Origin of the sequence: Adlercreutzia faecimuris (assembly GCF_022669055.1) — a bacterium.
Lineage (GTDB): Bacteria > Actinomycetota > Coriobacteriia > Coriobacteriales > Eggerthellaceae > Enterorhabdus > Enterorhabdus faecimuris.
Genome location: NZ_JAJMLW010000002.1, coordinates 389,867 through 415,010, shown reverse-complemented (window position 1 = coordinate 415,010; position 25,144 = coordinate 389,867). Strand labels below are relative to the sequence as shown.

At 64.5% G+C, this 25,144-nt stretch carries 19 protein-coding genes and 1 riboswitch; of the genes, 6 read left to right on the top strand and 13 right to left on the bottom strand.

Going from position 1 to position 25,144, the window contains the following annotated elements:
* The first annotated feature begins 24 nt into the window (after positions 1 to 24).
* From LPT13_RS06920 to LPT13_RS06910, 3 genes are read left to right on the top strand one after another with little or no spacing between them, the layout of a single operon-like run.
* Positions 25 to 5,619, top strand: a complete 5,595-nt coding sequence (locus tag LPT13_RS06920; protein WP_242164941.1) for a DEAD/DEAH box helicase — start codon at positions 25 to 27, stop codon at positions 5,617 to 5,619.
* Between the two features lie 28 nt (positions 5,620 to 5,647).
* Positions 5,648 to 7,498, top strand: a complete 1,851-nt coding sequence (locus LPT13_RS06915) for a DUF262 domain-containing protein (protein WP_242164939.1) — start codon at positions 5,648 to 5,650, stop codon at positions 7,496 to 7,498.
* Between the two features lie 47 nt (positions 7,499 to 7,545).
* Entirely contained in the window at positions 7,546 to 8,193 is a 648-nt protein-coding gene (locus LPT13_RS06910; RefSeq protein ID WP_242164937.1) for an AbiU2 domain-containing protein, read from the top strand.
* Between the two features lie 24 nt (positions 8,194 to 8,217).
* Here the strand turns inward: LPT13_RS06910 and LPT13_RS06905 are convergent, their stop codons facing one another.
* The 5 genes from LPT13_RS06905 to LPT13_RS06885 all read right to left on the bottom strand — a co-directional run bounded on the left by LPT13_RS06905 (position 8,218) and on the right by LPT13_RS06885 (position 11,353).
* The gene (locus LPT13_RS06905) at positions 8,218 to 8,571 is read right to left on the bottom strand and encodes a hypothetical protein (protein WP_242164935.1); all 354 of its coding nucleotides are present in this window, start codon (positions 8,569 to 8,571) and stop codon (positions 8,218 to 8,220) included.
* A 96-nt stretch (positions 8,572 to 8,667) separates the two neighbouring features.
* Entirely contained in the window at positions 8,668 to 9,741 is a 1,074-nt protein-coding gene (locus LPT13_RS06900) for a site-specific integrase (RefSeq protein WP_242164933.1), read from the bottom strand.
* 2 nt (positions 9,742 to 9,743) lie between these two features.
* The gene (locus tag LPT13_RS06895; RefSeq protein WP_242164931.1) at positions 9,744 to 10,112 is read right to left on the bottom strand and encodes a plasmid mobilization protein; all 369 of its coding nucleotides are present in this window, start codon (positions 10,110 to 10,112) and stop codon (positions 9,744 to 9,746) included.
* Entirely contained in the window at positions 10,099 to 11,187 is a 1,089-nt protein-coding gene (locus LPT13_RS06890) for a site-specific integrase (RefSeq protein WP_242164929.1), read from the bottom strand. The genes LPT13_RS06895 and LPT13_RS06890 overlap by 14 nt, the downstream gene beginning before the upstream one ends.
* Positions 11,177 to 11,353 carry a hypothetical protein gene (locus LPT13_RS06885; RefSeq protein ID WP_430622565.1) on the bottom strand — a complete coding sequence of 59 codons (177 nt, stop codon included), beginning with the start codon at positions 11,351 to 11,353 and terminating at the stop codon, positions 11,177 to 11,179. The genes LPT13_RS06890 and LPT13_RS06885 overlap by 11 nt, the downstream gene beginning before the upstream one ends.
* Before the next feature lie 177 nt (positions 11,354 to 11,530).
* On the opposite strand from LPT13_RS06885, the gene LPT13_RS06880 reads away from it, so the two are divergent.
* A complete protein-coding gene (locus LPT13_RS06880; protein WP_242164925.1) occupies positions 11,531 to 11,944 on the top strand; it encodes a helix-turn-helix domain-containing protein in 414 nt (137 codons plus the stop codon).
* Positions 11,945 to 12,606: 662 nt separating this feature from the next.
* On the opposite strand, the gene guaA is transcribed toward LPT13_RS06880, so the two are convergent.
* From guaA to LPT13_RS06845, 7 genes are all read right to left on the bottom strand, one after another.
* Positions 12,607 to 13,587, bottom strand: a complete 981-nt coding sequence (guaA, locus tag LPT13_RS06875) for a glutamine-hydrolyzing GMP synthase (protein WP_242164922.1) — start codon at positions 13,585 to 13,587, stop codon at positions 12,607 to 12,609.
* A 250-nt stretch (positions 13,588 to 13,837) separates the two neighbouring features.
* Positions 13,838 to 14,260 carry a PaaI family thioesterase gene (locus LPT13_RS06870; protein ID WP_242164920.1) on the bottom strand — a complete coding sequence of 141 codons (423 nt, stop codon included), beginning with the start codon at positions 14,258 to 14,260 and terminating at the stop codon, positions 13,838 to 13,840.
* A gap of 38 nt (positions 14,261 to 14,298) precedes the next feature.
* Positions 14,299 to 15,378, bottom strand: coding sequence for a 4Fe-4S binding protein (locus LPT13_RS11845; RefSeq protein ID WP_242164918.1), 1,080 nt, complete (start codon positions 15,376 to 15,378; stop codon positions 14,299 to 14,301).
* Positions 15,379 to 16,992, bottom strand: coding sequence for a glutamate--tRNA ligase (gene gltX, locus LPT13_RS06860; RefSeq protein ID WP_242164916.1), 1,614 nt, complete (start codon positions 16,990 to 16,992; stop codon positions 15,379 to 15,381).
* Between the two features lie 16 nt (positions 16,993 to 17,008).
* Positions 17,009 to 17,947, bottom strand: a complete 939-nt coding sequence (locus LPT13_RS11730) for a lipoprotein intramolecular transacylase Lit (protein WP_277926943.1) — start codon at positions 17,945 to 17,947, stop codon at positions 17,009 to 17,011.
* Positions 17,937 to 19,313, bottom strand: coding sequence for an ATP-grasp domain-containing protein (locus LPT13_RS06850; protein ID WP_242164914.1), 1,377 nt, complete (start codon positions 19,311 to 19,313; stop codon positions 17,937 to 17,939). The genes LPT13_RS11730 and LPT13_RS06850 overlap by 11 nt, the downstream gene beginning before the upstream one ends.
* Positions 19,314 to 19,417: 104 nt before the next feature.
* The gene (locus LPT13_RS06845) at positions 19,418 to 20,014 is read right to left on the bottom strand and encodes a TetR/AcrR family transcriptional regulator (protein WP_242164912.1); all 597 of its coding nucleotides are present in this window, start codon (positions 20,012 to 20,014) and stop codon (positions 19,418 to 19,420) included.
* Positions 20,015 to 20,370: 356 nt separating this feature from the next.
* On the opposite strand from LPT13_RS06845, the gene LPT13_RS06840 reads away from it, so the two are divergent.
* Together LPT13_RS06840 and metK are read left to right on the top strand one after the other, a co-directional pair.
* The gene (locus tag LPT13_RS06840; protein ID WP_242164910.1) at positions 20,371 to 21,963 is read left to right on the top strand and encodes a radical SAM/SPASM domain-containing protein; all 1,593 of its coding nucleotides are present in this window, start codon (positions 20,371 to 20,373) and stop codon (positions 21,961 to 21,963) included.
* A gap of 286 nt (positions 21,964 to 22,249) precedes the next feature.
* Positions 22,250 to 22,342, top strand: a riboswitch (SAM riboswitch).
* A 9-nt stretch (positions 22,343 to 22,351) separates the two neighbouring features.
* On the top strand, positions 22,352 to 23,617 hold the full coding sequence (gene metK, locus LPT13_RS06835) for a methionine adenosyltransferase (protein WP_242164907.1): 1,266 nt from the start codon (positions 22,352 to 22,354) through the stop codon (positions 23,615 to 23,617).
* Positions 23,618 to 23,948: 331 nt separating this feature from the next.
* Here the strand turns inward: metK and LPT13_RS06830 are convergent, their stop codons facing one another.
* On the bottom strand, positions 23,949 to 24,914 hold the full coding sequence (locus LPT13_RS06830) for an endonuclease domain-containing protein (RefSeq protein WP_242164905.1): 966 nt from the start codon (positions 24,912 to 24,914) through the stop codon (positions 23,949 to 23,951).
* Positions 24,915 to 25,144 lie beyond the last annotated feature (230 nt).

The window sequence follows — 25,144 nt, the reverse complement described above, 5'->3', positions numbered from 1 at the left end:
CAGAATTACCGAATGGAGGGGCCTATGCCCTCAGTAACCCAGATCGTCGGAACGGCGCACCAGCCCCGTAAGGGCTACCTGCCTCTATCCAAGTTCGATATGACGGAGTATAGCGACGGGAGGTCCGTCAGCGGAGAGTACAACATCCACCCGGCCATCGTCGGGCTGGCCGTCGACTACGGCACCAGGCTCGCGCAAGGCGCGCCATCGCGAGAAGTGTTCTCGGTGGCCCTGGCAGGCGCATCATTGGTGGGTGCCTTGAGCGAGGCGGAAGAGCTCCTGGGCGAGCTTGACGATATCGCGGGCGAAGACGGGGTACTGTCTTCGGGCTCCATCGTGCGCATATGCAAGCTATCCGGGTTCGATTCCGCCTTCAGGGCGGGAGCGAGGGCCTACAAGCCGGTGAGCGAGATCGAGCCAGATGATCAGACCGTGGCGGACATCCGGACGCTCATCGAGAGGACCGTAGAATTCTTCGAGGAGAACGGCCCAGTGATCGACAGCGGCTTCACCTTCAGCGGCGGCTACAGCGACAGCATCGAGTCGGGCGACTCCGACTATCTGACATCGGACACTATCTGGGACCTCAAGGTGAGGAAGGCACAGCCGAACAAGAACTCCACTCTGCAGGTCCTCCTCTACTACCTTTTGAGCCTGCACTCCGACCAGCCCGAGTTCAAGGGCATCACGAAGGTCGGCATCTACAACCCCTACCTCCAATGCGCCTGGAAGGTCTCAGTGCTCGATTTGGACGAGTCCATGCTCAGGGAGGTCGAGGCGGAGGTGCTGGGCTTGCAGGGCCGGCATTACCCCGACGCCGCGCAGCTCCGCTACGACCAGTCATCGAGCCGCACCATCTACCACGTCATCGACTGGATCCGGGAGACCTCGGAGAGCGAGCGCGACAAGGGCGACAAGTTCGAGCGCGCGACGCGCTTCTTCCTGGAGCACGACCCGGTGTACAGCCAGCGCTTCAGCAAGGTGTGGATGTGGAAGGACGCCCCCACAAACGACGGCATCGACATGGGAATCGACCTAGTCGCCCTCGATGCGGAGGACGGCAGCTACTGGGCGATCCAGTGCAAGTGCTACCAGAAGGCGGCACTCGACTACAACGACGTGGCCACCTTCTACGGGAAGACCGGCGCGACCGACCAGTACAAGCACAACATGATCGTCACAACCTGCGCCGACTTCGGCCCGAACCTGAACAAGATCGCGAGGCAATGGGACACGGTGAGGCTCTTCGCCGACGGCATGGCCGACTCCGAGGTCGACTGGGATGCTTTCATGGAGGGCCGCGAGACCGCCGAACGCAAGTTCAAGGAGCCGCTGCCTCACCAGCGCGAGGCCATCGACGCTTGCCTTGAGGGCTTCGGGGAGAGCGAGCGCGGACAGCTGATCATGGCATGCGGCACGGGCAAGACGCTCACGTCCCTCCGGCTCACGGAGGAGCTCCTGCCCGAAGGATCCACGGTCCTCTTCCTCGCGCCCTCAATCGCGCTCGTCGCGCAGACGATGCGCGAGTGGGCGAACCAGTCCAAGCGCGCCATGCGCTGCGCCGTCGTGTGCTCGGATGCGAAGGCTTCGAGCACCGATGGCGACACCTGGGAGACCTCTTTATCCGACATCCCGTATCCCGCCACCACCGACCCCGAGAACCTCTGCGCGCAGGTGAGGCGATTCGACAAGGGCAGCGGGATCAACGTGGTCTTCTCGACCTACCAGTCCATACAGGTCGTGTCCGACGCCCAGCGCATGGGACTCGACCCCTTCGACCTGATAGTCTCGGACGAAGCACATCGAACGACCGGAGCTTCCGAGGCGGCGGACGACTTGAAGAAGCAGAGCGAGTTCACGAAGGTCCACGACAACAGGCTCGTGTCGGCGCACCGCCGCATCTACATGACGGCGACCCCCAAGCTCTACGGCGACAACGCGCGCCGTCAGGCCAAGACCGAGAACTACGAGATCTCCTCCATGGACGACGAGGCGAAGTTCGGCCCGGTCTTCTACCGCCTCACGTTCGGCCGCGCCGTGGACGAGGGGCTGCTCACCGACTACCGAGTCATCGCGCTGACGGTCTCCGAGGACGTCGTGAGCGACGTCTACCAGATGGCGATGGCGAGCGAGGAGGGCTTCGAGATCACCGACGCCGCAAAGGTCATCGGGTGCTGGAAGGGCCTCGCCGACCAGGGCAAGGGCGACGAGGGAGTGAGCCTGAAGAACGCCGTGGCCTTCTGCTCCACCATCCCCGAGTCCAAGCGCATGACCGACTACTTCCAGAGGACGGTCAACGCCTACATCGACTACGAGAACGAGCAGGGCAACGACGTGCCGCTGCTGGAGTGCGTCGTCGATCACGTGGACGGCACCATGGACATGGGCCTTCGCAAGGAGAAGCTGCGCTGGCTCGCCGACGTCGACGACCCGGACGAGGACGGAGGCGAGTGCCACGTGCTCTCCAACGTCCACTGCCTCTCCGAGGGCGTTGATGTCCCCAACCTCGACGCCATCATGTTCCTCCAGCCCAAGAAGTCGCGAATCGAGGTGGTGCAGGCAGTGGGCCGCGTGATGCGTCGCTTTGAGGGCAAGGAGTACGGCTACATCATCCTTCCCGTCGTCATACCTGCGGGCATGACGCCCGAGGAGGCCCTTGACAACACGGACGCCTTCAAGGTCGTCTGGGAGATCGTGCAGGCTCTCCGCAGCCACGACGAGCGTCTCGACGGATCCATCAACGGGCTCGAATACGACCCTGCCACGACGGCAGTCGTCGACGTCATCAACGTGTCGAAGGACGGCCAGAAGCCCCCGAATGCAACCGGCGAGGGCAAGGGCGCGTTGCCGCCCGAGCTCGACGGCGAGGGCCAGCAGATGAAGCTCGACTTCTCCGACAAGGAGCTGCAGGAGGCCGTGAACGCCGTGCTCGTCCGCAAGTGCGGAACTAAGGTCTACTGGGAGGACTGGGCGAAGGACATCGGAAAGATCGCCAAGAGGCATATCGAGCGCGTAGGCGAGCTCGTCCTCGACGGAGGCCCGGCCTCTGCAGAGTTCGCATCGTTCCTCAAGGGACTCAGGGACTCGCTGAACCAGGGCATCACCGAGGACGAGGCGGTGGAGATGCTCGCGCAGCACATGATCACGCTGCCGGTGTTCGAGGCGCTGTTCGCAGGAGCCGAGTTCGCGAGCTCCAACCCCGTCTCCATCGCCATGGAGGGGATGGTCGAGACCCTCCGAGGCCACGGCATCGAGACCGACTCGGAGAGGCGCGAGCTCGCCGAGCTCTACTCAAGCGTGCGCCTGCGCGCCGAGGGCGTGCGAACCGACGGAGGCCGGCAGAAGATTATCAAAGAGCTCTACGAGAAGTTCTTCAGCCAGGCGTTCAAGGCAACGTCCGAGAAGATGGGCATCGTGTACACCCCGAATGAAATAGTCGACTATATACTCCAAGCTACTGATCGATTGCTGCAAGAAGAGTTTGGGCAGAGACTATTCGATCCCGAGATCAACATACTTGACCCATTTACGGGAACTGGCACGTTTATGGTGAATCTCATCCAGGATAAGGAGCTGATGCCGGGCGATAAGCTCCCAAGGAAATATCACGGTGAGATGTGGTGCAATGAGATACTGCTGCTCGCCTACTACATCGCAACAATTAATATCGAACACGCATACCATTCTCGCGTTTCGGGTGACTATTCGCCTTTTGAAGGGGCCGTTCTAACCGACACATTCCAGATGTATGAAGAGGGAGATCCTCTTGATCTTGAGACCTTTGTTGATAATACGGAGCGAATCCTTCGGGAGATGGAGTCTCCTATTACCGTGATAATCGGGAATCCTCCCTATTCGATCGGCCAGAGCAATGCAAACGATAACAACCAGAATATGAAATATGAAACTCTTGATAAGAGAATTGCGGACACTTACGCAAGGCATTCCGCCGCAGGACTCGTTAAAAGTCTTTACGATCCCTATATACGTGCATTCAGATGGGCGACAGATCGGATCCAAGATAAGGGAGTCGTCAGTTTTGTCACGAATTCCGGGTGGCTGGACGCAGCCAGCACCGATGGGTTCAGGAAGAGTCTCGAAAGGGAATACTCCGATATCTACGTCTATGATTTAAGGGGTAATCAAAAGAGCGTGAATTGGCGCGCAGAGGGCGGTAAGGTATTCGATAGCGGGTCTCAGGCTGGCATCGCAATCACGTTCTTAGTAAAGAAGCCCTCCAAAGTCGGAGAGGCAAACATCCATTATTTTGCTGTGCCCGATGGACTCTCTGCGGCAGATAAGCTGGCACTGTTGCGCACTAATCCCTTTGATCCGAAGTCTAAAGATTGGAAAAGCATCCATCCAAATGCACACCACGATTGGATAAATCAACGCGACGAGTCGTTTGAAACGTTTGTCCCAATTTATTCCGAAGATGGAAGAGGTGTCTTTTCGAGGATTACGAACGGCGTAGTTACAAATCGTGACGCATGGGCATTCAACTACTCAAGAGCGTCTGTCGAAGAGAACATGAAGCGCTTAATCGATAAATACAATCAAGAGACCGAGAGATACATCTCTTCGAACCCAGAAACAGGGATACGCGATTTCGTCGATAGCGATCCAGGGCAGATTAAATGGACACGTGCTTTACTTAATAGGGCCAAAAGAGGTGAAAAGGTTAGATTTGATGCCAATGCCATCTATTCGGCAGCATATAGGCCCTTTTCGCGGAGGTTCCTCTATTATAGTCGCGAACTTAACGAAGTCCCTGGGCTTCAAGGTTCCTACTATCCTCGCAAAAACAGTCGAAATATATCTATAGGTTTTAATTCGCCAGGCTCAACGGAAAGTTTCATCTTCGCAGTAAACAATATCGCCAATTCGTCTTTTGGGGGGTCTGAGGGCAGCCAGTGGGTTGCACAACATTGGTACGAAAAAGAAGAGCCTATCGGCGGCTTGTTTTCGGATACTCATGCTAAACAGACCATCAAAGAGGTTGACGGAATTACTGACTATGCCTTGAGCCTATTCAGATCTGCCTACGGTACTCCCTCAATATCTAAGGAAGATGTCTTCAATTACGTTTACGGGATTTTGCACTCTCCTGAGTATCGAACGAGATTTGCTAGTGATCTCAAGAAGCAGATTCCGAGAGTGCCTCTCGCAAAAGATTTCAAAGCATTCGCAACGGCAGGGAAGGCACTGTTGGGTATGCATGTTAATTACGAATCTGTTGATCCTTACCCACTCCAGGAAGAGTGGAAGAGCGAGGAACGCAACTTTACGGTCAAGAAAATGAAACACCCGAAGCGCTCTGGTGAACAGGATCTGTCAAAAATCGTTATCAATGAGTATCTGACACTCTCGGAGATCCCGCTAAGCGCTTATCGCTATACCATCAAAGGCAGGAGTGCAGTCGAATGGATCATCAAGGAATATGCCATTCAGGAGGACACTAAGGGGAAATCTGGAATTGTGAATGACCCCAATTTGTATAGCCAAGACGAAAGGTACATCGTCGATTTGATTAAAAAAGTAGTGACGATTTCTCTGAACACGATGGAGATAGTAGATAGCCTGCCTGCCATCAAAGAGCTTGAAGTCCTTAAACAGTAATTCGAATACATGCGATTAGGAAAAATATATGATCAAGAACGTCAGCGACCCTTCTATAGCCGACATCCTCTCTACAGACGCGCTGAAGGTTTACAATATCCCGCGGTATCAACGCGAGTACACGTGGGGGCAGCGAGATTGGTGCAACCTCTACGATGATGTCTTCGACAACGACCCTGGCTACTTTCTCGGCTCCATCATCGTCATACAGAGCGAGATCGATCCCAAAACCAACATCATCAACTTTGAGGTCATTGACGGCCAGCAACGCCTGACGACCATCAGCCTCCTGCTAGCCGCCCTCTACGCCAGGCTCAACGAGCATCCGGGTGCCATCGACGAGGACATGAACTCAGACGACATCAGACCGCTGAGAAACAGGCTCATCCTAAAGGCCGACAAAGGTAAAAGCCGTGTTGTGCCGCAGGTTCAGAACCACAACCTCGATGACTACAGATGGACGCTCAAGGAGAACGCTGGGCTTGAAGCTGTGGTGCAGAAGCCTAAGTACTATGGCGTGAGAAAGATGTCAAAGGCCTTCGACTACTTCTACGACCGGATCGGGGAAGAAATCGAGGGTATGGACGATGAGCGGGCGGTGAGGAAGCTTCTGGAGATGAGCCAGCTTCTTTGCTCGGCCGTGCTCGTCCAGATCAGCGTCGACAGCCATGCCGACGCGTATACGCTATTCGCGTCCCTGAACAATCGCGGGGTTCCTCTATCGGCCGTCGACCTGATCAAGAACACCCTTCTCGCGAGAGTGGCAGATGCAGATGAGAACGAGCTCGACTACTATTTCGACCAGTGGCAGGAGATGCTGCGAAATCTCGGAGACGACTACACTACGCAAGAGCGATTCTTCCGCCAGAATTACGACGCTTTTCGCAGAGACGTGAATAAGCCGTTCATTCAGGAGGGCGGGGCGCAGCTGCCCCTCGGCTCGGTGGCCACGCGCTCGAACCTTCTGAAGATCTACGAGAAGAGGATCGGGCAGGAGTCGGGCGCTTTGAGCGTGCTCGACGAGCTCATCGTGAACTCCGCAATCTACTCCCAGATAGTCGGGGTCAACCGCGAGGGCATGGATGCGAGGGTCGAGGCTAAGCTCACGGAATTGGCGAGAGCCCAAGGAGTGCCCTCATATCTGCTCCTGCTGTTCCTGATAAAGCGCCAGGGAGAGCTCGAAATCGATAAAGCCACTCTTGCGAAGACTGTCGAGTTGCTGACGCTGTTCTTCGTGCGACGCAATGTCACCGACACGCCGCCGACGCGCGACTTGGAGCGCCTCTTCATCAACATCTGTGAGAGCATCGAGGACAAGGGCTTGTCGGGCGTGGGCGTCGCGCGATACGTAAAGGAGAGGCTCGTCGACATATCCGCGAGCGACGCGACGTTCGAGGATAGGCTTGCGGGGCCTATCTACGACGTTAATCCAGACATGACCCGGTACATTCTCACCACACTGGCAGAGCCCAGTGTGACCAAGGAGATGAAAGGCCTTTGGGAGCGCTATCCATCCGGTAACTACGTATGGACGATCGAGCACGTCTTCCCTCAGGGCGAGAACATCCCCAAGGACTGGATCGAGATGGTAGGAGATGGCGACAAGGCGATGGCTGAGAGCATACAGGCAGAGCTCGTGCATACCTTGGGCAATCTAACTATCTCCGGATACAACTCCAAGCTAAGCAACATGTCTTTCATCGAGAAGAGGGACAGGCAAGACTCAAACGGCATCAATGTGGGCTATCGAAACGGCTTGAACCTGAACGACGATCTGGTTTCGGAGGAAATGTGGACGCGAGACCAAATCGAAGCTCGCACGACAAAGCTCATCGATTTGGCGCTGAAGGCGTTCACCTTCGACAACGTCGAGTTCTAGCTCCCTGTCTTCTGTGGCGCTAGAGAACGGAGGGAGTTGGCGAACCTTTGCAATCGAGTCTATTCAAAGAGTGCGAAGAAAGATATGGCGATGGAAGCGAAATCGGCTTTCTCGTGGCATGTCTACTGGACGAGCTGTTCCTAATCGAGCTGATTAAGAACTACTACGTAGAGATGTTCTGCAAAGACGAAGCACGCGTAGATGCGCTTAACCGAGTTGCCGGCGTTTTGTCGGCAACAATACAGGATTCTTTGCTCGATGAGATGACGATTCGATTGGCGCGGCTTGTTGACAGAGAGAGCATTTTCGGCAACGACACATTCACGCTCAATCGCTTCGATTCGTTCAAGGAGGGAGCTGCTGATCCGGGTCTCTACGCTGAGAAGCTGGAGGCCGCGAAAGTCGGTATCGCTTCGGCGTTCAGGGACATAAGAAACCAGCGTTTAGCCCATCTCCAACTCGACAACCTGCGCGATGACAGCAAATACAGCTATGCGGAAATGACCCTAGTGACCAACGCCCTAGAGCAATGCGAGGCTTTTGTGGTGGAAGCCGAGACGCAGTTCGGAATCACGCGGAAGCACTTCCCGAGCCATGAAGAATCGAAAGAGGTCGATCTGCTCTTCGACGTATTGGATAAGGGCTACGACCAAATTGTGCCAAGGAAGTGGTGGAAAAGAACGAGCCCGGAATGACGCTGAGCGCATATGCGTAGCGTTTCATTGTTCGGCGGCCTGCCTGCTCCTCTGGAAGACGGCCAATCTAAGCATTTCCCTTCCCTTGAATTTGCGGCCAATTAGGAACGAGTAGTGATCGGCCCTCCGCCAGCAAACGCAAGAATCGGCGCTCGCATTGCAGGTCTTCCCGCTTTCCGGGTAGCCGATTTCTGAACCAGCAGTAGGGACAGACAGCTTGGCATCACCGCCAACGCTAGGTCGCTGGATAAGCACATCCATCTTCTCGAATCGCAGGATTACCGGAGCCTTCTCAACCCACTCCTGCTCATAGCAGTCCCAGACGCATAGAACATCCGCGAGGTAGTCCTCGAAGCCGTCGATCTCCTGCTCTGTCATTGCATGAAACATCTTCACCTTGCAATCTCTCGTTTTAATCGAGTCTATAGCCCGAGGTGCAGGGAGGGTGCCCGCAAATGGGACACCCATGCAAATCTATTTCCCCCTAGCCGCCTGCAGCGCGTCCGCCATCTCGGCCTGAGCGCTCGGGAAGAGGTGCGCGTAACGCAGCGTGATATCCGAGGACTCGTGCCCCATCCGCTCGGCGATGGCCACAACGGAGAAGCCCATCTTGATGAGCGTGGACACGTGGCTGTGCCTGAGGTCATGGACGCGGATGGCCTTCACCCCGGATGCGGCGCAGCCCCTGCTCATCGCCCTGAGGAGCTTCTTCTTGTTGAGCCCGGCGAAGATGCGCTCGTCCGGCTGGGTCTTGGCGACGTCGCGGATGAACCTCTGAAGGTCGTCGCAGAGGAACTGCGGCATCGAGATCGTTCGGTACGAGCAAGCGGTCTTCGGCGGCCCTATGACGTCCTTCCCTCCGCGCCTGTGATAGGTCTTGCTCACCGTCAGTGTGCATGCCCGGAAGTCGAGATCCGTGGGCGTGAGGGCGAGGAGCTCTCCCTCACGGATGCCGGTCCAGTAGAGCGTCTCGAACGCGTAGTAGATCAGCGGCTTGTCGGACACCGCGTCCAGGAAGAGGTTGAGCTCGGCCTTGCTCCAGATCTTCATCTCGCCGTTCTTCTTCGACCCTGCCTGCCTCAGCGACCTGCAGGGGTTCTCTTCGAGCTCGTAGTTGTCCACGGCGTGGTTGAACATGCCCCATACCTGCTCGCTTATGCGCCGTATGTAGACCGGCGAGTACTCGCTTCCGTCGGGCTTGCGCTGCGCGAGCAGGACGTTCTGGGCGTGGAGCACGTCGAGCGACGTGATCTCGCACACCAGGCTTCCCTTGAACAGGGGGACGATCTTCACGCGGATCATCCGCTCCCGCGTCTCGTACGTGGTGGGCCGAACCCTCGGCTCGATGTCCTCCAGGTACTTCTCCGCGAACACCTCGAAGGGCATCCCGGACTTGCCCGACGCCATGCGCTTGAAGTCCCGCTCGAACGCGTCGGCTTCGGCCTCTTCCTTGAACCCCCTGGCATGCTTGAGCCTGGATTTGCCCTCCCAGTCGCTGTAGCGGAACGAGCTGCTCCACGTCCCGTTCTCCTCTCTGCGCGCGGCCATGGTCAGCACCTCTCCATCTTGCGCACCATGTCGTCCTCGTCCTCGATCTGGGAGCCCGCATCGTCGCATCTGAGGCCGAGGAAGAGGTCGGAAAGCCTCTCGCAGAGCCCGAGGAGCCTCTCGCTCGGCTCGCAGCCGTTCCTGATCCTGTTCAGCTGCCGGCAGACCTCCCGCATCTCGTCGCGCAGGGCGGCGTAAGTGTATGTGGATGGGACTATGGTCACCTCCAGGTCTAGGAGCTTGCTCGTGATGTAGTCCTGCTTCGTCATCCCGCTGGCGGCCACGATCAGGTTGATCTGCTCGTTGAGCTCGGGCGTGATCCGGAACGCGATCGTCTTAGACCGGACCCTGTTGTGGTCATAGCAGCTCATCGTCGGCCTCCTGGTAGCCGTTCAGGGCCTCGCCCATCTTCTGCTGCGTGCTCGGGAGGAGGTGCGCGTACTTGAGCGTGATGTCCGTCGAGTCGTGCCCCAGCCGCTCCGCGATGGCGATCACCGAGAAGCCCATTTCTACGAGGAGAGAGACGTGGCTGTGGCGCAGGTCGTGCACGCGGATCACCTCAAGGCCGCACGCCTGCGCCCCCTCGCGCAGTGCTGCGGAGAGCGAGGCCTTCGTCAAGCCCGCGAACATCCTCTCGTCGTGGTCGAAGCCCGGCGGGTCGAAGGCGAAGTCCCTCACCTCGTCCCGGAGGAACTCCGGCAGAGATATGGTCCGCACCGAGTTCTCCGTCTTCGGGTCCGTTATCACGTCCCGGCGGTTGATGCGCTGGTATGACTTCGTGATGCGCAGCTCCGATCTCCGGAGGTCGAAGTCGTCGGGGACGAGCGCCAGGAGTTCGCCCACGCGGATGCCGGCCCAGTAGAGGAGCTCGAACGCCATGAAGTAGATGGGTCGGCCCGTGAGCGTGCTGGAGAAGCGGAGGAAGTCCTCCTTGGTCCATATGCTCATATCGGTCGCGATCTTGGATCCTATCCTCGGCGCCCTCTTGAAGGGGTTCGGCTTGAGCTTGTAGAACCGCTCGGCGTGGTTGAAGATGGAGACCGCCTGGTTGTTGACCGTGCGCAGGTAGGTGTCCGTGTACGGCCGCCCCGTCCTGGGGTTGCCCTTCAGGAGGGCGTTCTGCCACCTGACCGCGTCGAGCGTCGTGACCTCGGTCATTATCATCGGCCCGAAGAAGGGGACGAGCTTGTCGTTGATGATGTACTCCTTGGTCCGCCAGGTGTTCTCCTTCAGCTGCGGGGCGACGTCGTCCTCGTACAGCTCAATGAAGTCGAGGAAGCTGATGTCGAGCGACTTGCTCTCCCTGGCCTTGAAGTGCCTCTCGAACCGGTCCGCATCGGCCTCGGTCGCGAACCCGCGCTTGCACTTGCTGCGGGAGCGGCCGTAGGCGTCCTCGTAGCGGAACTGGCTCGTCCATGTGCCGTTCGCCTCCTGCCTAGATGTCATCTTCGCCAGCCCCCTTCAGTGAGAAGTAAGTCTCGTCGAAGTACCTCTCGCTCACCCTCCCGGGTATGGTGCGCAGCCCCTTGGCCTCAAGCTCTGCGTTCAGGCGTTTGATGACCAGGTACGCCGTCGCCTTAGACACGCCCAGGCGCTCCATCACCTCGTCCACCTTCATCATTCTTTCCCGTCCTGCCATGTCCGTCCTTTCTAAACAGCACATATCCGTGCGGTTGGATGATTCCAGACCTTATCAGCACAATATCGTGCTGTCAAGCGATTGCGCACAGAAACGTGCTGTTATAGAATTCGAGGCACAAGTTAAGAACCGGAAGGAAAGCGGGTCGAATTGAGCAGGGGCGAGCGCATAAGGCGCTATCGGAAGATGAAGGGGCTGACGCAGAAGAGCCTCGCGGAGAAGATCGGCCTCGCGGAATCCGCCGTCCGCAATTACGAGCTGGGTTTGCGGGACCCCTCGCAGGAGACCCTGGCAGCGCTGTCTGAAGCCCTGGGGGTGCCGATGTCCGCCCTTGACGACTACGAGCTCTCCTCGGCGCGCGAGGCGCTGGAGGCACTCTTCAGGCTTGAGGACGCCTTCGGCCTCAAGCCCGTGGACGGCGAGACGCTCGCTCTCGACCCCAAGGCGGAGGGCGCCCAGAAGCTGAGTGCCGCCCTCGCGGCATGGAGGGGCGCGCTCGACGAGCTGGAGGCCGGGGAGATGACCCAGGACGAGTACGAGCGCTGGAGGGCGACCTTCGAATAGCGCGGCAGAGAACCCTTCCCGATAGATCGCAGATGGCGGCATTCGTGCCGCCATTTTCTTTGCCCTGATGCGGAGGCGCGCCGGCTGCCGGGCCCCGTGTTACCGGGCCGGAAAAATACTCCTCCTTTGCGCGGGGAGTAAGCCGGGCCCGGGAAATTGCAAACCGCGCAGCATTCACCGGCTTCCGGCCCTCGAATCGGGAGCCCCGGACGGTCTCTGAGAGGCAGGGATTCTCTCCGAAAACGCCGATTCTGCCGAAAATTTACTCCTCGTTTCTGAGCTGGGGAAACTTGCTTTTCGAGGGGCGAAAACGCGACAAATCGGAAAGTGGTAACAAATGGGGATGAGGGGATGTTTCTCTATTCCTAGCCGACGGTTCCACGTGGCTTGCAGCTTCGGCGCCTTCCCGTCCAGATGAGCGGAGTTGAATGCAGTGGAATACAGTCGAAGCGAGAGCAGCAAAAAACGGCAGAACGCCGGGTCGGGAATGAAGTTTGGCCAGATAAGAAGAGCCGCCGGTTTCTATCCGGCGGCTCGCTCTCAATTCTGCAAAGTCCATCTTTTCCAAGTGGTTTGCAACTTTCGGTCAACTGGGTTCAACTAAATTACTCTCGAATCAACAGGAATAAAGAATCAAGAAACCCCAGTTCAAAGCCACAAACCTATTCCCACTCCACCGTGCCCACGGGCTTGGGGGTCAGGTCGTAGCAGACGCGGCAGATGCCGGGAACCTCGTGGGTGATGCGGTCGGTCATGCGCTTGAGCAGGGCCCAGTCGAGCTCGGGCACCTCGGCGGTCATCACGTCCACGGTGTTGATGGCGCGGATGATGGCCGGCCACTCGTAGGCGCGCACGCCGTCGCGCACGCCGGTGGCGCGCATGTCGGGCACCACGGCGAAGTACTGCCAGGCGCCGACGCCTGCTGCCTCCATCTCCTCGCGGACGATGGCGTCGGCCTCGCGCAGGGCCTCCAGGCGGTCGCGGGTGATGGCGCCCAGGCAGCGCACGCCCAGGCCGGGGCCGGGGAACGGCTGGCGCTCGACCATGTTCTCGGGCAGGCCGAGCTCGCGGCCGACCACGCGCACCTCGTCCTTGTACAGCAGCTTCACCGGCTCGACCAGCTCGAACTGCAGGTCCTCGGGCAGGCCGCCCACGTTATGGTGGGCCTTCACGCCGTCCTTGGACTCCAGGATGTCGGGGTAGATGGTGCCCTGGCCGAGGAAGTCCACCTCGTCGCCCACCTTGCGGGCCTCCTCCTCGAACACGCGGATGAACTCGGCGCCGATGATCTTGCGCTTGGTCTCGGGCTCGTCCACGCCGGCCAGCAGGTCGAGGAACCGGTCGGTGGCGTCCACGTAGACCAGGTTGGCGTCCATCTGGTTCTGGAACACGTCGATGACCTGCTCGGACTCGCCCTTGCGCATGAGCCCGTGGTTGACGTGCACACACACGAGGTTCTTGCCGATGGCCTTGATGAGCAGCGCGGCCACCACCGAGCTGTCGACGCCTCCGGACAGCGCCAGCAGCACCTTCTTGTCGCCGATCTGCTCGCGCAGCGCGGTCACCTGCTCGTCGATGAACGCGCTCGCCAGCTCGGGCGTGGTGATACGTTCCATGGAATCGGGACGGACGTTGGGATCCATCAAGACCTCCTCGGGGTTGCGGACGGCTTTTCGTGCTCCGTTGATTATAGCGAACGGGCCGGCGCCCGAGGGAGGGGAGGGTTGCGCGGCGGAAAAGAAGAGGGGGGAGGGGGCGGGGAGGGCGCGCCGCCCCAGGACGCGACCCGCCTGAGGGCGCCAAGAAGGGGGGAGGCGCGCCCGACGCCTGCGGGCCCCGTGCGGCCGCGGCGCCGCCGCCGGCGGGCCGGCCCCCGCGGTGCGGCCGGGCGGCCTAGGCCTCGGGGGAGGGCTGGTGGCGGTAGGCGGTGACGGAGGCCCGGGCGATGAGGCGCCCGGTGTCATCGGTCACCTTCACCGTGTAGAAGGCCAGGTGGCGTCCGTCCTTCTCGCAGTCGGCGGTGGCGATGAGCTTGGCGCCGCGGGTGGCGCAGAGGTACTCGATGGACGTGACCGCGTTCACCGTGGGCACCTCGCCGATGTTGCAGGCCAGGGCGAGCGCGAAGTCGGCCAGGGTGAAGATGGCCCCGCCCATGACGCCGCCCATGGCGTTGCGGTGGATGTCGCCCAGCTCCATCTCGGCCACGCCGTGGCCGCGCCAGCCCTCGACGATGCGGCAGCCGGCGGCCTGGGTGGCAAAGCGGTCAGCGCTGAAGAAGTCCTCGATCTCGCTCAGGGTGGGGTTGTCAGGCAGCATGGCGGGCCTTTCTCGCAAGGGGGGTCTGCATCAGTGGGTCACATCGTCCGGCGCGTCCCCGCTCCCGCCGGATCAGCGTCCGCGAGCAGCGCGGCCGCCGTCGCGTCGACCAGCGTCACGGCGCCTGCGGGGCATGCGTCCGCGCACAGCCCGCAGCCCACGCAGTAGAGCGCGTCGCAGGCGAGCGATCCGTCGTCGGGCCCGGGCAGGCGCGCGCCGGTGGGGCAGGCGTCGGCGCAGGCCAGGCAGTCGTCGCAGAGCGCGGGGTCGGTGGCGGACAGGCGCAGGGCCACGCGGGGCGCGGCCTCGGGGTCGGCCTCCACCGCGGCCAGGAGCATCTGGCGCCGGGGCATCATCACGCGCCGCTCGAGGCCCCCGGCGCAGAACCGGTTGGGCCGGGGCACGTCGGGGGGTCGCAGCACCCGCGCGGTGGCGCGCAGGCGCTCGCGGCGGGCGTAGAAGTCCTGCAGCGCGTCGGAGCGGCGGCGCCGGTAGTCGCCCGAGGCGATGTCGGCCACGCCGCGCACGGCGCCGGCCAGATACCCGCGCCGGTCGGCCTCTCCCGGCGACATGATGCGCTCCACGAGCGACGTGTCGGCCGGCACCGTCGAGCGCACCCGCACCTCGCGCCCCGTCCACTCCTGGGCCTGCTCGATGGCCTCGGCGTAGAGCGCCACCGCGGCCTCGCCCGCCCGCGGGCAGGCATCGCAGCGCTCGAAGTCGCACACCGCGCAGGGCCCCAGGTCCTCGGCCAGCACCTGGGCCCAGAGCTCCGCCGGCAGTGCTGCCAAGCACGGCACCACCGCCACGTTGGGCGCGGGCTCGCCGTCCAGCGCCTCGACCAGCGGCTCGCAGGCCACCACCGGCTCCTCGCCGCCCCGGGCCGTGCGCGCCAGGCGCTCGCGCAGGTCGGCCAGGGTCACGCGCACGGGCGAGAAGGCGTCGCACGCCCCCACGCACAGCCCGCAGCCGGTGCAGGCGTCGTCATCCACCGACGGCGCGCCCTCGGCGTCCAGGCTCACGGCGCCGGTGGGGCACACCTCGACGCAGCGCCGGCAGCGGCCGCCGCGGGGGTTCAGGCACAGCTCGTCGGCGGTTATGACGCGGGGTCGCGCCACCTAGGCCCCGAACGCCTCGGCGGCCACGGCGTCGATGCGCGCCAGCACGTCGGCGGGGTCCATGAGCTCGATGGACTCGAACAGCGGCGGCGAGACCATGTTGCCGCAGACGGCCACGCGCAGCGGCTGGAGCAGGTTCTTCACCTTCAGGTCCAGCGGCTCGGCCAGCGCCCGGCACGCCTCCTCCAGCGCGGCGGCCTCCCAGGGCACGTCCTCGCGGGCGAGCGCCTCGCGGCAGGCGGCCAGGGCCTCCTGGGCCCGCGCGCCCTCCTTGAGCAGCACCTTCCTCATGCTCTTCTCGTCAAGGCGCACGTTCGGGCCCCAGAACAGGAACTCCAGCTTCGCCGGGATCTCGTCCAGGCGGCTCAGGCGCTCGATGACCAGCGGGTACACCCGCGCGTAGGAGGCGGGGTCGGCCTCGATGTCGGCCAGCGCGGCCGCCACGGCCTCATCCCAGCCCTCGTGACCGGGCCCGAAGTCGCGTGCGGGCGGCTCCTCGCCGGGGACGGGCGTGGGCACCACGGTCACGCCGTCGTCCGCCGACGCGCCGAGCACGGCGGCCTGGGCGATCCACGGCGCCGCGGCGGCCAGCCAGGCGGCCTGGTCCATCTCGCGCAGGTACACGCCGTTCATCCAGTCGAGCTTCTGCGGATCCATCACGCCGTGCTTCTTGCTGATGCGGTCGAGCGAGAACACGCGGCACAGCTCCTCGGGCGGCACGACGGTGGTCTCGCCGTCAAGCGACCAGCCGATGAGCGCCAGGAAGTTCACCAGGGCGTCGGGCAGGTAACCCTCGTCGCGGAACTGCTCCACCGACGTGGCGCCGTGGCGCTTGGACAGCTTGTGGCCGTCGGGGCCCAGGATCATGGGCAGGTGGGCGAACAGCGGCACCTTCGCGCCCAGGGCTTCGTAGACGAGCACCTGGCGCGGCGTGTTGGACAGGTGGTCGTCGCCGCGGATGACATGGGTCATGGCCATGTTGATGTCGTCGCACACCACGGCGAAGTTGTAGGTGAAGGTGCCGTCGGTGCGCTTGAGGATCATGTCGTCCATCACGTCGAGGGGGAACGACATGTGGCCGTAGACGGCGTCGTCGAACTCCACCGGGCCGTGGCCGTCGGGCACCGCCAGGCGCCAGACGTGGGGCTCGCCGGCGGCGATGCGCGCGGCGGCCTCATCGGCGTCCATGCCGCGGCAGGTGCGGTCGTAGCCGGCGTAACCGCCCTCCTCGGCCTCGGCCCTCTTGCGCTTGGCGTCGAGCTCCTCCTTCGTGCAGAAGCAGGGGTAGGCGGCTCCCGCGGCGACGAGCCGGTCGAGCGCCTCCTGGTAGGTGTCGGTGCGCTGGGTCTGGAAGTAGGGGCCGCACGCGCCGCCCACGCCGGGGCCCTCGTCCCAGTCGAGCCCGAGCCACTCCATGGCGCGCAGGATGATGTCGGTGTTCTCCTGGGTGGAGCGCTCGGGGTCGGTGTCCTCGATGCGCAGCACGAAGGTGCCGCCCATGGCGCGGGCGAAGGCCCAGTTGTAGATGGCGGTGCGGGCGCCTCCCACGTGGAGCTTGCCGGTGGGGGAGGGCGCGAAGCGCACGCGGACGGGGGCGTTGGGAGTGTCAGTCATGTCGTTCCTTCTTCTTCTATCGGCTTGAGCCGCGCCGCGCGAGGCGGCGGCCGGCCACGAGGGACAGTATAGCCACACAGCCGGTCGCGATAAGCCACGTCCCGGCCATCCCCATCCAAAATGCGAGGGGATACATGCTGATGAGCAGCGAGTCCCACGAGAACGTCCAGTTCCCCTGGGGGAAGAGCACGGCGTGGAAGGCGCCGAACAGGCCGTTGAAGTCGAGCGCGCCCCACAGCCCCAGGACGGCGAAGGCGGCGATGACCAAGGCCGGCGCGGCCATGAGCGCCTTCCCGGCCGCCGCGCGCCGGTCCCGGGCGATGAGCGCGCCCAGGGCGGCCAGGCCCAGCGCGGCCGCGCCGGCCGCGGCGGGAACGGCGGCGCCGATGAGGCGGTTGCAGTCGTCCAGGTGCGAGAGCGCGTCGGCGTCGAGGGCGTAGCGGTCGCTCAGCCGCCCGAGCGCCTCGGTGGCGGCCAGGGCGTCGCCGCCGGCGAGGGCCTGGCGGGCGCGGGCCGACCACTCGCCGGCCGTGGGCGAGCCGTCGGCGGCGGCGCGGGCGGCGGCGCGGGCCACCGCCTCGGCCAGGGCCGCGCGCGCCGCCTCGTACCCGGCGGGCCGGGCGTCCACCGTGTAGGCGCGGGTGGCCTGGGCCAGGGCCGGCAGCTCGTCGGCGGGGTAGGCCGAGCCCGCGCCCGTGTCCGCCCAGGCGGCCAGGGCCGCGGTCGTGGGAGGCGCCGCGCAGGCGGCGAACCCCACGGCCACCAGCAGCACGGCCAGCCCCGCGGCCGCCACGGCCGCCAGCACCCGGTCGAGCGCCCTTGCCCGCGGAGCCGCGGGCGTCTCGGACTTGGGCGCCTCGGGCGCGGGCGTGCTCGCGCCTGTCTCGCGCCCGTCCGCCGACGGCCCCGCGGGGCGGGGCGCCTCGCGCCCGTCCGCCGGCGCGCTACTCGCCATCGCAGTCCACCCAGAGGGTGGCCGCCGTGATGCCGCGCATGTCCTTGGAGATGGTGGGCAGCGGCCCCAGGCGGCTGAAGACGCCCTGGAAGCGGCCGTCGTAGAGGTAGAGCCCGTTGAGGTTGTTGTACCAGGCGGGCTCGGTGGCCACGGCGCCGTCGGGCAGCTCGTCGATGCCGGTGTCGGGCGGCAGCGTCTCGGTCTTGAACGGCTTGATGTAGCGCTGCACGATGAAGGGGTGCCCCGCCGCCCCGTTGGCGAAGGCGTCGATGAGCTCGTTCCAGCGCTCCTCGCTCTGGGCGCAGCCGGCGTAGACGTCGTCGGCCCCGTAGTGGTCCGACGGCTTGATGATCCACTCGTCCTTGTTGGCGCGGATCTGGTCCAGGTTGACTGCGCCCTCGTCGAGGAAGGCGGTCAGGGGCACCGTCTCCTCGATGAAGCTGATCTCGTCAGCGGTGAGGAAGGCGCAGGTCTCGGGCTTGAACAGCACCTCGAAGATCTGCTTGTCGTGGACGATGTGCCCGGCGAAGCTGCCGATGAGCGCCACCTTCTCGGCGCGCACCGCCTCGATGAGGTCCTGGGACTCGTCCCAGTGGTCGATCACGTCGTTGGTCACGCAGCGTCGCCAGATGGCGTCCACGCGCCCGCCGTCCTTGTCGCGCAGCGTTTCGCCGTCGAAGGCGAGCTCGCGCACATCGGCCACGACGCAGTCATGGCCCCGCTCGCGGAACAAGCCGGCGAACAGGTGGAACTCGTCCACCACGCCGTTCTCCAGGTAGTCGCAGATGGCGATGCGCGGGTGCTCCGCCTTGTGCTCGTAGGTGCCGTAGATGCGCAGGAAGGCGTCTACCCACGGCTCGAACAAGTCGCAGCCGCGCACGGCGTGGTTCTCGGAGAACACGCGGAGGCTCTCGGAAGGCAGGAGGGAGTTGGTGATCTCGCGGTTCTCGTTCATGCCCGACGATCCGTCGCCGTTGAACTCGCAGAACCGGATGCGGTAGTCGTCCTCGTCGAGGAAGGTGTCCACGCGGGCGAAGGGCAGCAGCGAGTCGTAGCCTCGCGGCAGCAGGATGAGCTCCTCCAGGCGCGGGTCGAAGTCGAAGCAGCGGCGGTAGGCCGGGTCGTCCAGGTAGCGCTGGATGACCTTGCAGAGGATGCGGTGGGCCGTCTCGGCCGTGTCGCGCATCACCTCGTAGGTGCGGCGGTTGAACAGGCGCGGCACGAAGGAGCAATCCACCACGCGGTGGTGGACGATGGCGGTGGAGGCGCGCATGTAGTCGTAGGCGGCGCGGCGGCTGGGGATGTCGCCGTCGAGGTCGTCGATGATCTGCAGGTAGGCGCTGGTGTAGTCGGCGTTGGTGTTCATGGGGCCTCTTCCTGGGCGAAGGAGTCGTGACCCGAGCATCTTAGCACGCCCCGCGTCCCGGGCGCCCATCCGCCACCGGGCCGTTGTCGGCGAGGGGCGCGGGCCTATCCCGTCAGGTGGAACAGGTGGGAGTCGCCCGTGGCGCGCTGGATGTGGTCGACCACCTCGTCGATGGGGGTGTCCGGCTCGGTGAGGAACCAGTGCACGAACCCGGAGAGCGTCCCGGCCAGGAAGAACCGGATGAGGTAGTCGAGCCCGGGCTGGTCCAGCTCGGCGGCCGGCGGGTTGGAGGCCACGATGGCCTGGCGCACCGGCTCGCAGAGCGTGTCCACCATCGAGTCGACGGACAGCTCGCGGGCGACGCGGCGGTAGAACGCCGGGTCCTCCTGGAACAGTGCGGCCAGCTCGGTCACGACGGTGCGCAGGTTCACCGTGATGCCGTCGGGCTCGCGTCCCACCACGAGCACCTGCGTGATGCGGTCGACCACGAGCCGCCCCTGCTCCTCGGCCAGCTCGTCGAGCGAGGCGTAGTGCAGGTAGAAGGTCTTGCGGTCGATGTCGGCCTTGCGTGCGATCGCGCTCACGGTGATCTTCCCGGCCCCCTCGTGCACCACCAGGTCGCGGAAGGCGGCCTGGATGGCCCGGCGCGTCCTCACCACACGCCGGTCGAGCTTGGGCGCGGCCTCGTCGCTGGGTGCCACGGCTTCTCCTTTCACCCCATTCCGCCCGGCGGGGAGGGGATAGTCCACAATGCTGACTCCATTGCCCATTGTTTCCGCAACAGGCGGTTCCTATACTACCCGAATATAGCTTATGCAACACCCGTGAATTAAGTGATAATCAGGGCGCTTTCGTGGTAGAGGAAGCGTTTGGGCAGGTCACGCCTTAATCACAGAGGTTCGCAGCACGCAGATTTCAGCTTTGTAACGGCCGGCGGCCAGGCGCTCAACGAACCATGCGGCAGCATAAGCGGAGCTTTCCCGTCATGGCAGAATCGCGAGAACTCGAGAGAGACAGGTGTTGCTCACGCACCGACTACCTATGGAGGCGAACGCGTATGAAACCGATGGACTTCGCGAAGCGCACGGCGGCCAACAAGCTGGTGGACTACCTCTGCGCCGATCCCGAGCAAAACATGGGGAAGGTGATGGACAAGATCAACGCGATCTGCCCTGACTCGCTGTTCCCCGCGCAGCGCGAGGCCTTCACGCACGTGATGGCCGACCCTGCCAACAACATGTACCAGCTGCTCATGCGGGTGATGGGCCTCAATCCCGCGGTGCGCAACGACCTCATCAAGACGTTCCTGGTCGACGCCAACCTCATCGCCTGGGGCGTGCAGGAGAAGATGCGCGACAAGTACCAGTGCAACATCCCCTGGGCCATCCTGCTCGACCCGACGAGCGCCTGCAACCTGCGCTGCACCGGCTGCTGGGCCGCCGAGTACGGCCACAAGCTCAACCTGACCTACGACGAGATCGACTCCATCATCCGCCAGGGCAAGGAGCTCGGCGTCCACGTCTACATATATACGGGGGGCGAGCCGCTCGTGCGCAAGCACGACCTCATCCGCCTGTGCGAGGCGCACCCGGACTGCGCGTTCCTCTGCTTCACCAACTCCACGCTCATCGACGAGGAGTTCTGCCAGGACATGATCCGCGTCAAGAACTTCGTGCCCGCCATCTCGGCCGAGGGAGACGAGGCCGCCACCGACGGGCGCCGCGGCGCGGGCGTCTACCAGAAGGTGGACGCGGCCATGGACCTGCTGCGCAGCCACGGCCTGCCCTTCGGCGTGTCCATCTGCTACACCCACGACAACGCGCCGTCGGTGGCCAGCGACGAGTACTTCGACTGGCTCATCGCCAAGGGCGCCCTGTTCGCGTGGATCTTCTCCTACATGCCGGTCGGCGCCGGCGCGCCCACCGCGCTCATGCCCGACCCGGCCGACCGCGAGCGCCTCTACCGCTTCAACCGCCGCGTGCGCGAGACCAAGCCCATCCTCACCCTCGACTTCCAGCACGACGGCGAGTTCGTCGGCGGCTGCATCGCCGGCGGGCGGCGCTACCTGCACATCAACGCCGCGGGCGACGTGGAGCCGTGCGTGTTCATCCACTACTCCAACGCCAACATCCGCGAGATGTCGCTGCTCGACTGCCTGCGCTCGCCCATCTTCATGGCCTACTACGAGGGCCAGCCCTTCAACGACAACCTGCTGCGCCCCTGCCCCATGCTCGAGAACCCGGACTGCCTGGAGGAGATGGTGGAGCGCTCGGGCGCCCACTGCACCGATTTGCAGGCCACCGAGAGCGCCCACGAGCTGGCCGAGAAGTGCCGCCCGCAGGCGCGCGCCTGGGCGCCGGTGGCCGAGCGCATCTGGACTGACCGCGACGATCCGCGCGCTCCCTTCCGCGCGCGCCGCTACAGCGGCATGGCCGACACTGACCAGGACAAGTTCGACCGCCTGGGCCGCACTCTCCACGGCGCCTTCGACCCCGACCGCGAGGTGGACGAGTACGCGCTGGAGCCCGAGCTCGACGCCGAGCTGGGCCGCGCGCTGGACGAGGGGGCCGCGCTCGCCCAGGCTGACGAGGCCGTGGCGGCCGCCGAGCCCGACGCTGAGCCGGCCGAGCCGCTGCGCCGCGCGAGCTAGCCGCCGGCGCGCCTGGCGACGATGGGGGCGCCCGCCCGCGTGGGGCGGGCGCCCTCGCGTCTGGGGGGCAGGAGGGCCGGGGGCGGGTGCTCGCGGCCGCCCGGGCGGGGCGCTCGCCTGCAGCCGTCCCGCCCGGGGCGCTGGGCACGCGCCATCCCGCCGGGGCGATGGGCGCGTGCCGTCCCGCCCGGGGCGCCTTCCGCACACCGGCGTCCCCTCCGCGCGCCGCCTTGCGCCGGGGCGCGGTTCGGGGTACCATTCCCGCTGCGCGCCTTCCGCGCGCGATCCGTTATCCAGAGTCGGGGGAGAGAGTTGGCTCGACGATCCCGACACCAACCTGGCGCCTGCGCCAAGGTGGTCCGGCCGACACCGATGAAGGAGGAACTTCATGGCTGATGCACGCTCTTCGTACCTGTTCACGTCCGAGTCCGTCACCGAGGGGCACCCGGACAAGATGTGCGACCAGATATCCGACGCCATCCTCGACGCCATCCTGGCCAAGGAGGCCGAGCTCGAGCGCGAGGGCTACGTGTCCCCGTCCGGCCAGCCCGCCGACGTGAGCCAGGTGCGCGTCGCCTGCGAGACGCTCACCACCACCGGCACCGTCTTCGTCACCGGCGAGATCCGCACCCAGGCCTACGTGGACGTCCCGGCCATCGTGCGCGACGTGGTGCGCGAGATCGGCTACGACCGCGCCAAGTTCGGCTTCGACGCCGACACCTGCGCCGTGATGAGCTCCATCCACGAGCAGTCGCCCGACATCGCCCAGGGCGTCGACGAGTCCTGGGAGGCGCAGCGCGGCGCCGCGGCGGCCGACCCCTACGAGTCGGTGGGCGCCGGCGACCAGGGCATGATGTTCGGCTACGCGTGCGACGAGACCCCCACGCTCATGCCGATGCCCATCTACCTGGCGCATCGCCTGGCCGAGCGCCTGACCGAGGTGCGCAAGAACGGCACGCTGGACTTCCTGCGCCCCGACGGCAAGACCCAGGTGTCGGTGCGCTACGTCGACGGCCGCCCGACGGCGGTGGAGAAGGTGGTCGTGTCCACCCAGCACTCCGACGACATCGCCCAGGACGCCCTGCGCGACGCCGTCGTCGAGACGGTGGTCCGCCCGGTGCTCGCCGAGGAGGGCGTGGCCCTGGCCGACGACTGCGAGATCTACGTCAACCCCACCGGCCGCTTCGTTATTGGCGGCCCCATGGGCGACGCGGGGCTCACCGGCCGCAAGATCATCGTCGACACCTACGGCGGCATGGGCCGCCACGGCGGCGGCGCCTTCTCGGGCAAGGACTGCACCAAGGTGGACCGCTCGGCGGCCTACGCGGCGCGCTGGGTGGCCAAGAACGTGGTGGCCGCCGGGCTCGCCGACCGCTGCGAGGTACAGGTGGCCTACGCCATCGGCGTGGCGCGCCCCGTGAGCGTGATGGTGGACACCTTCGGCACCGCGCACGTGCCCGAGGCCGACATCGAGCGCGCCGTGGGCGAGGTGTTCGACCTGCGCCCGGGCGCCATCATCGACGCGCTCGACCTGCGCCGGCCCATCTACCGCAAGACGGCCGCCTACGGCCACTTCGGCCGCGAGCTGCCCGAGTTCACCTGGGAGCGCACCGACCGCGTCGACGAGCTGCGCGCCGCCTGCGGCCTCGCGTAGCCGCCCGCGTCCGCCGCGTGGGGGTGCCGCCGCGCCGCGGGCGGCGGCGTCGCTCGCCCCCGCCGCGCGGGTGCTGCCGCGCCGCCCATCGCGTGTGATAAGTCCCCGTTTTTGGCAGAAAGCGCCATAAACGGGGACTTATCACATCCAGGTGCCCCAAAACGCGACTTATCACACCGCCTGCGCCGCCGTTTCCGTTCTGCTGCCTAATGCGAAGGCTTCTGACCTGGGAAAACGGTTTAGCAGATTTCCCAGTCACCGTGTCAAGCGGCCAAAAGCGCCGTTTTCCGTGTGATAAGTCGCGTTTTGCGGCAGCGTCGCGCTGGCCGGCTCAGGCGAACAGGTCGTCGGGGAGGTCGTAGCCGCGCGGGAGGCCTTGCAGGGCGCGCTGCCGCTCCCGGAACCCCGCCGGGCGCGCCCGTCTCCGGATGCCGAGCACGCGGGCCGCCTCGTCGGCGATGGGGTCGAGGGAGCGCGGCCCGTAGAGGTGCTCGGTCGTCACGGTGATCACCTTGTAGCCGTCGGACTCCAGCGCGGCGCGGCGCGAGGCGTCGCGGGCGTGCTGCTCGGGGTTGAGGTGGGTGAGGTCGGCATCGTATTCGAGGACGAGGCCGCGGTCCGGCCAGCAGAGGTCGACGTAGGCCACGCGCTGCCGCGCGAGGGCGCGTCCCCGCGGGCTGAGGTCGATCCGGTGGTTGGCGACCGGCTTCGGGAGGCTCTGCCCGCCCAGCCGCGGGGGCAGGCACAGCGCCAGCGCCAGGTCGGCCTCGGCGGGGGATGCCACGCGCTCGATCGCACGGGGCAGCGCGCGGGCGAGCGCGCTCGCGCCGGGGAGCCCCGGGCATGCCGCGAGGTAGGCCCCCAGGGCGGGGGCGTCCGTCAGCGGCGGGCGGCTGAGGGTCCCGTAGAGCCCGTCAGGCGCCGGGGCCCAGGTGCCCAGGAGCATGCAGAGCGCCTTCTCCAGAAGCGGGCTCGGGCAGCGCAGGGCCAGCTGGACGGCGGTGAGCTCGGGCGATGCGGCGTGGACCCCGCCGCCCACGGGCAGGAACGAGCCCGGCGGATAGCGGTAGGAGGAGCGGTGCGCCGCCGCCCCGTCGACGCGCCGCGAGTTCTGCGCGCAGAGCAGATGCGGGGTGGGGCCGAGCCAGGGCATCGCCTCTCGCAGGTAGGCGACGGAGGTCCGCGTCGGGGACGCGGCGGCGAGGACGCGGACGTCGGTGGCGCCCGACGGTGCGGGGCGCCGGGTGGAGCGGAACCAGAGTCGGTAGGCGGACAGGCCGTGCAGCACGAGTAACATGGCGTTTACACTTCTCTCATCTCGGGCGGAGAGTGTAAGCCCGCCGGCGATCGGCGTTGCCGTCGCGCGCCAAAGACTACGAGGGGCCCATAATTCGCGTAGCCTGTGCCGCTTCTCCGATGTGATAAGTCGCCATTTGCGGCAGGATCTGCCATTTTTCACGACTTATCACATTCGCCTGCCCGAAAACGCGACTTATCACACCTGATTTATGGCCGTCGGGTGGTTCG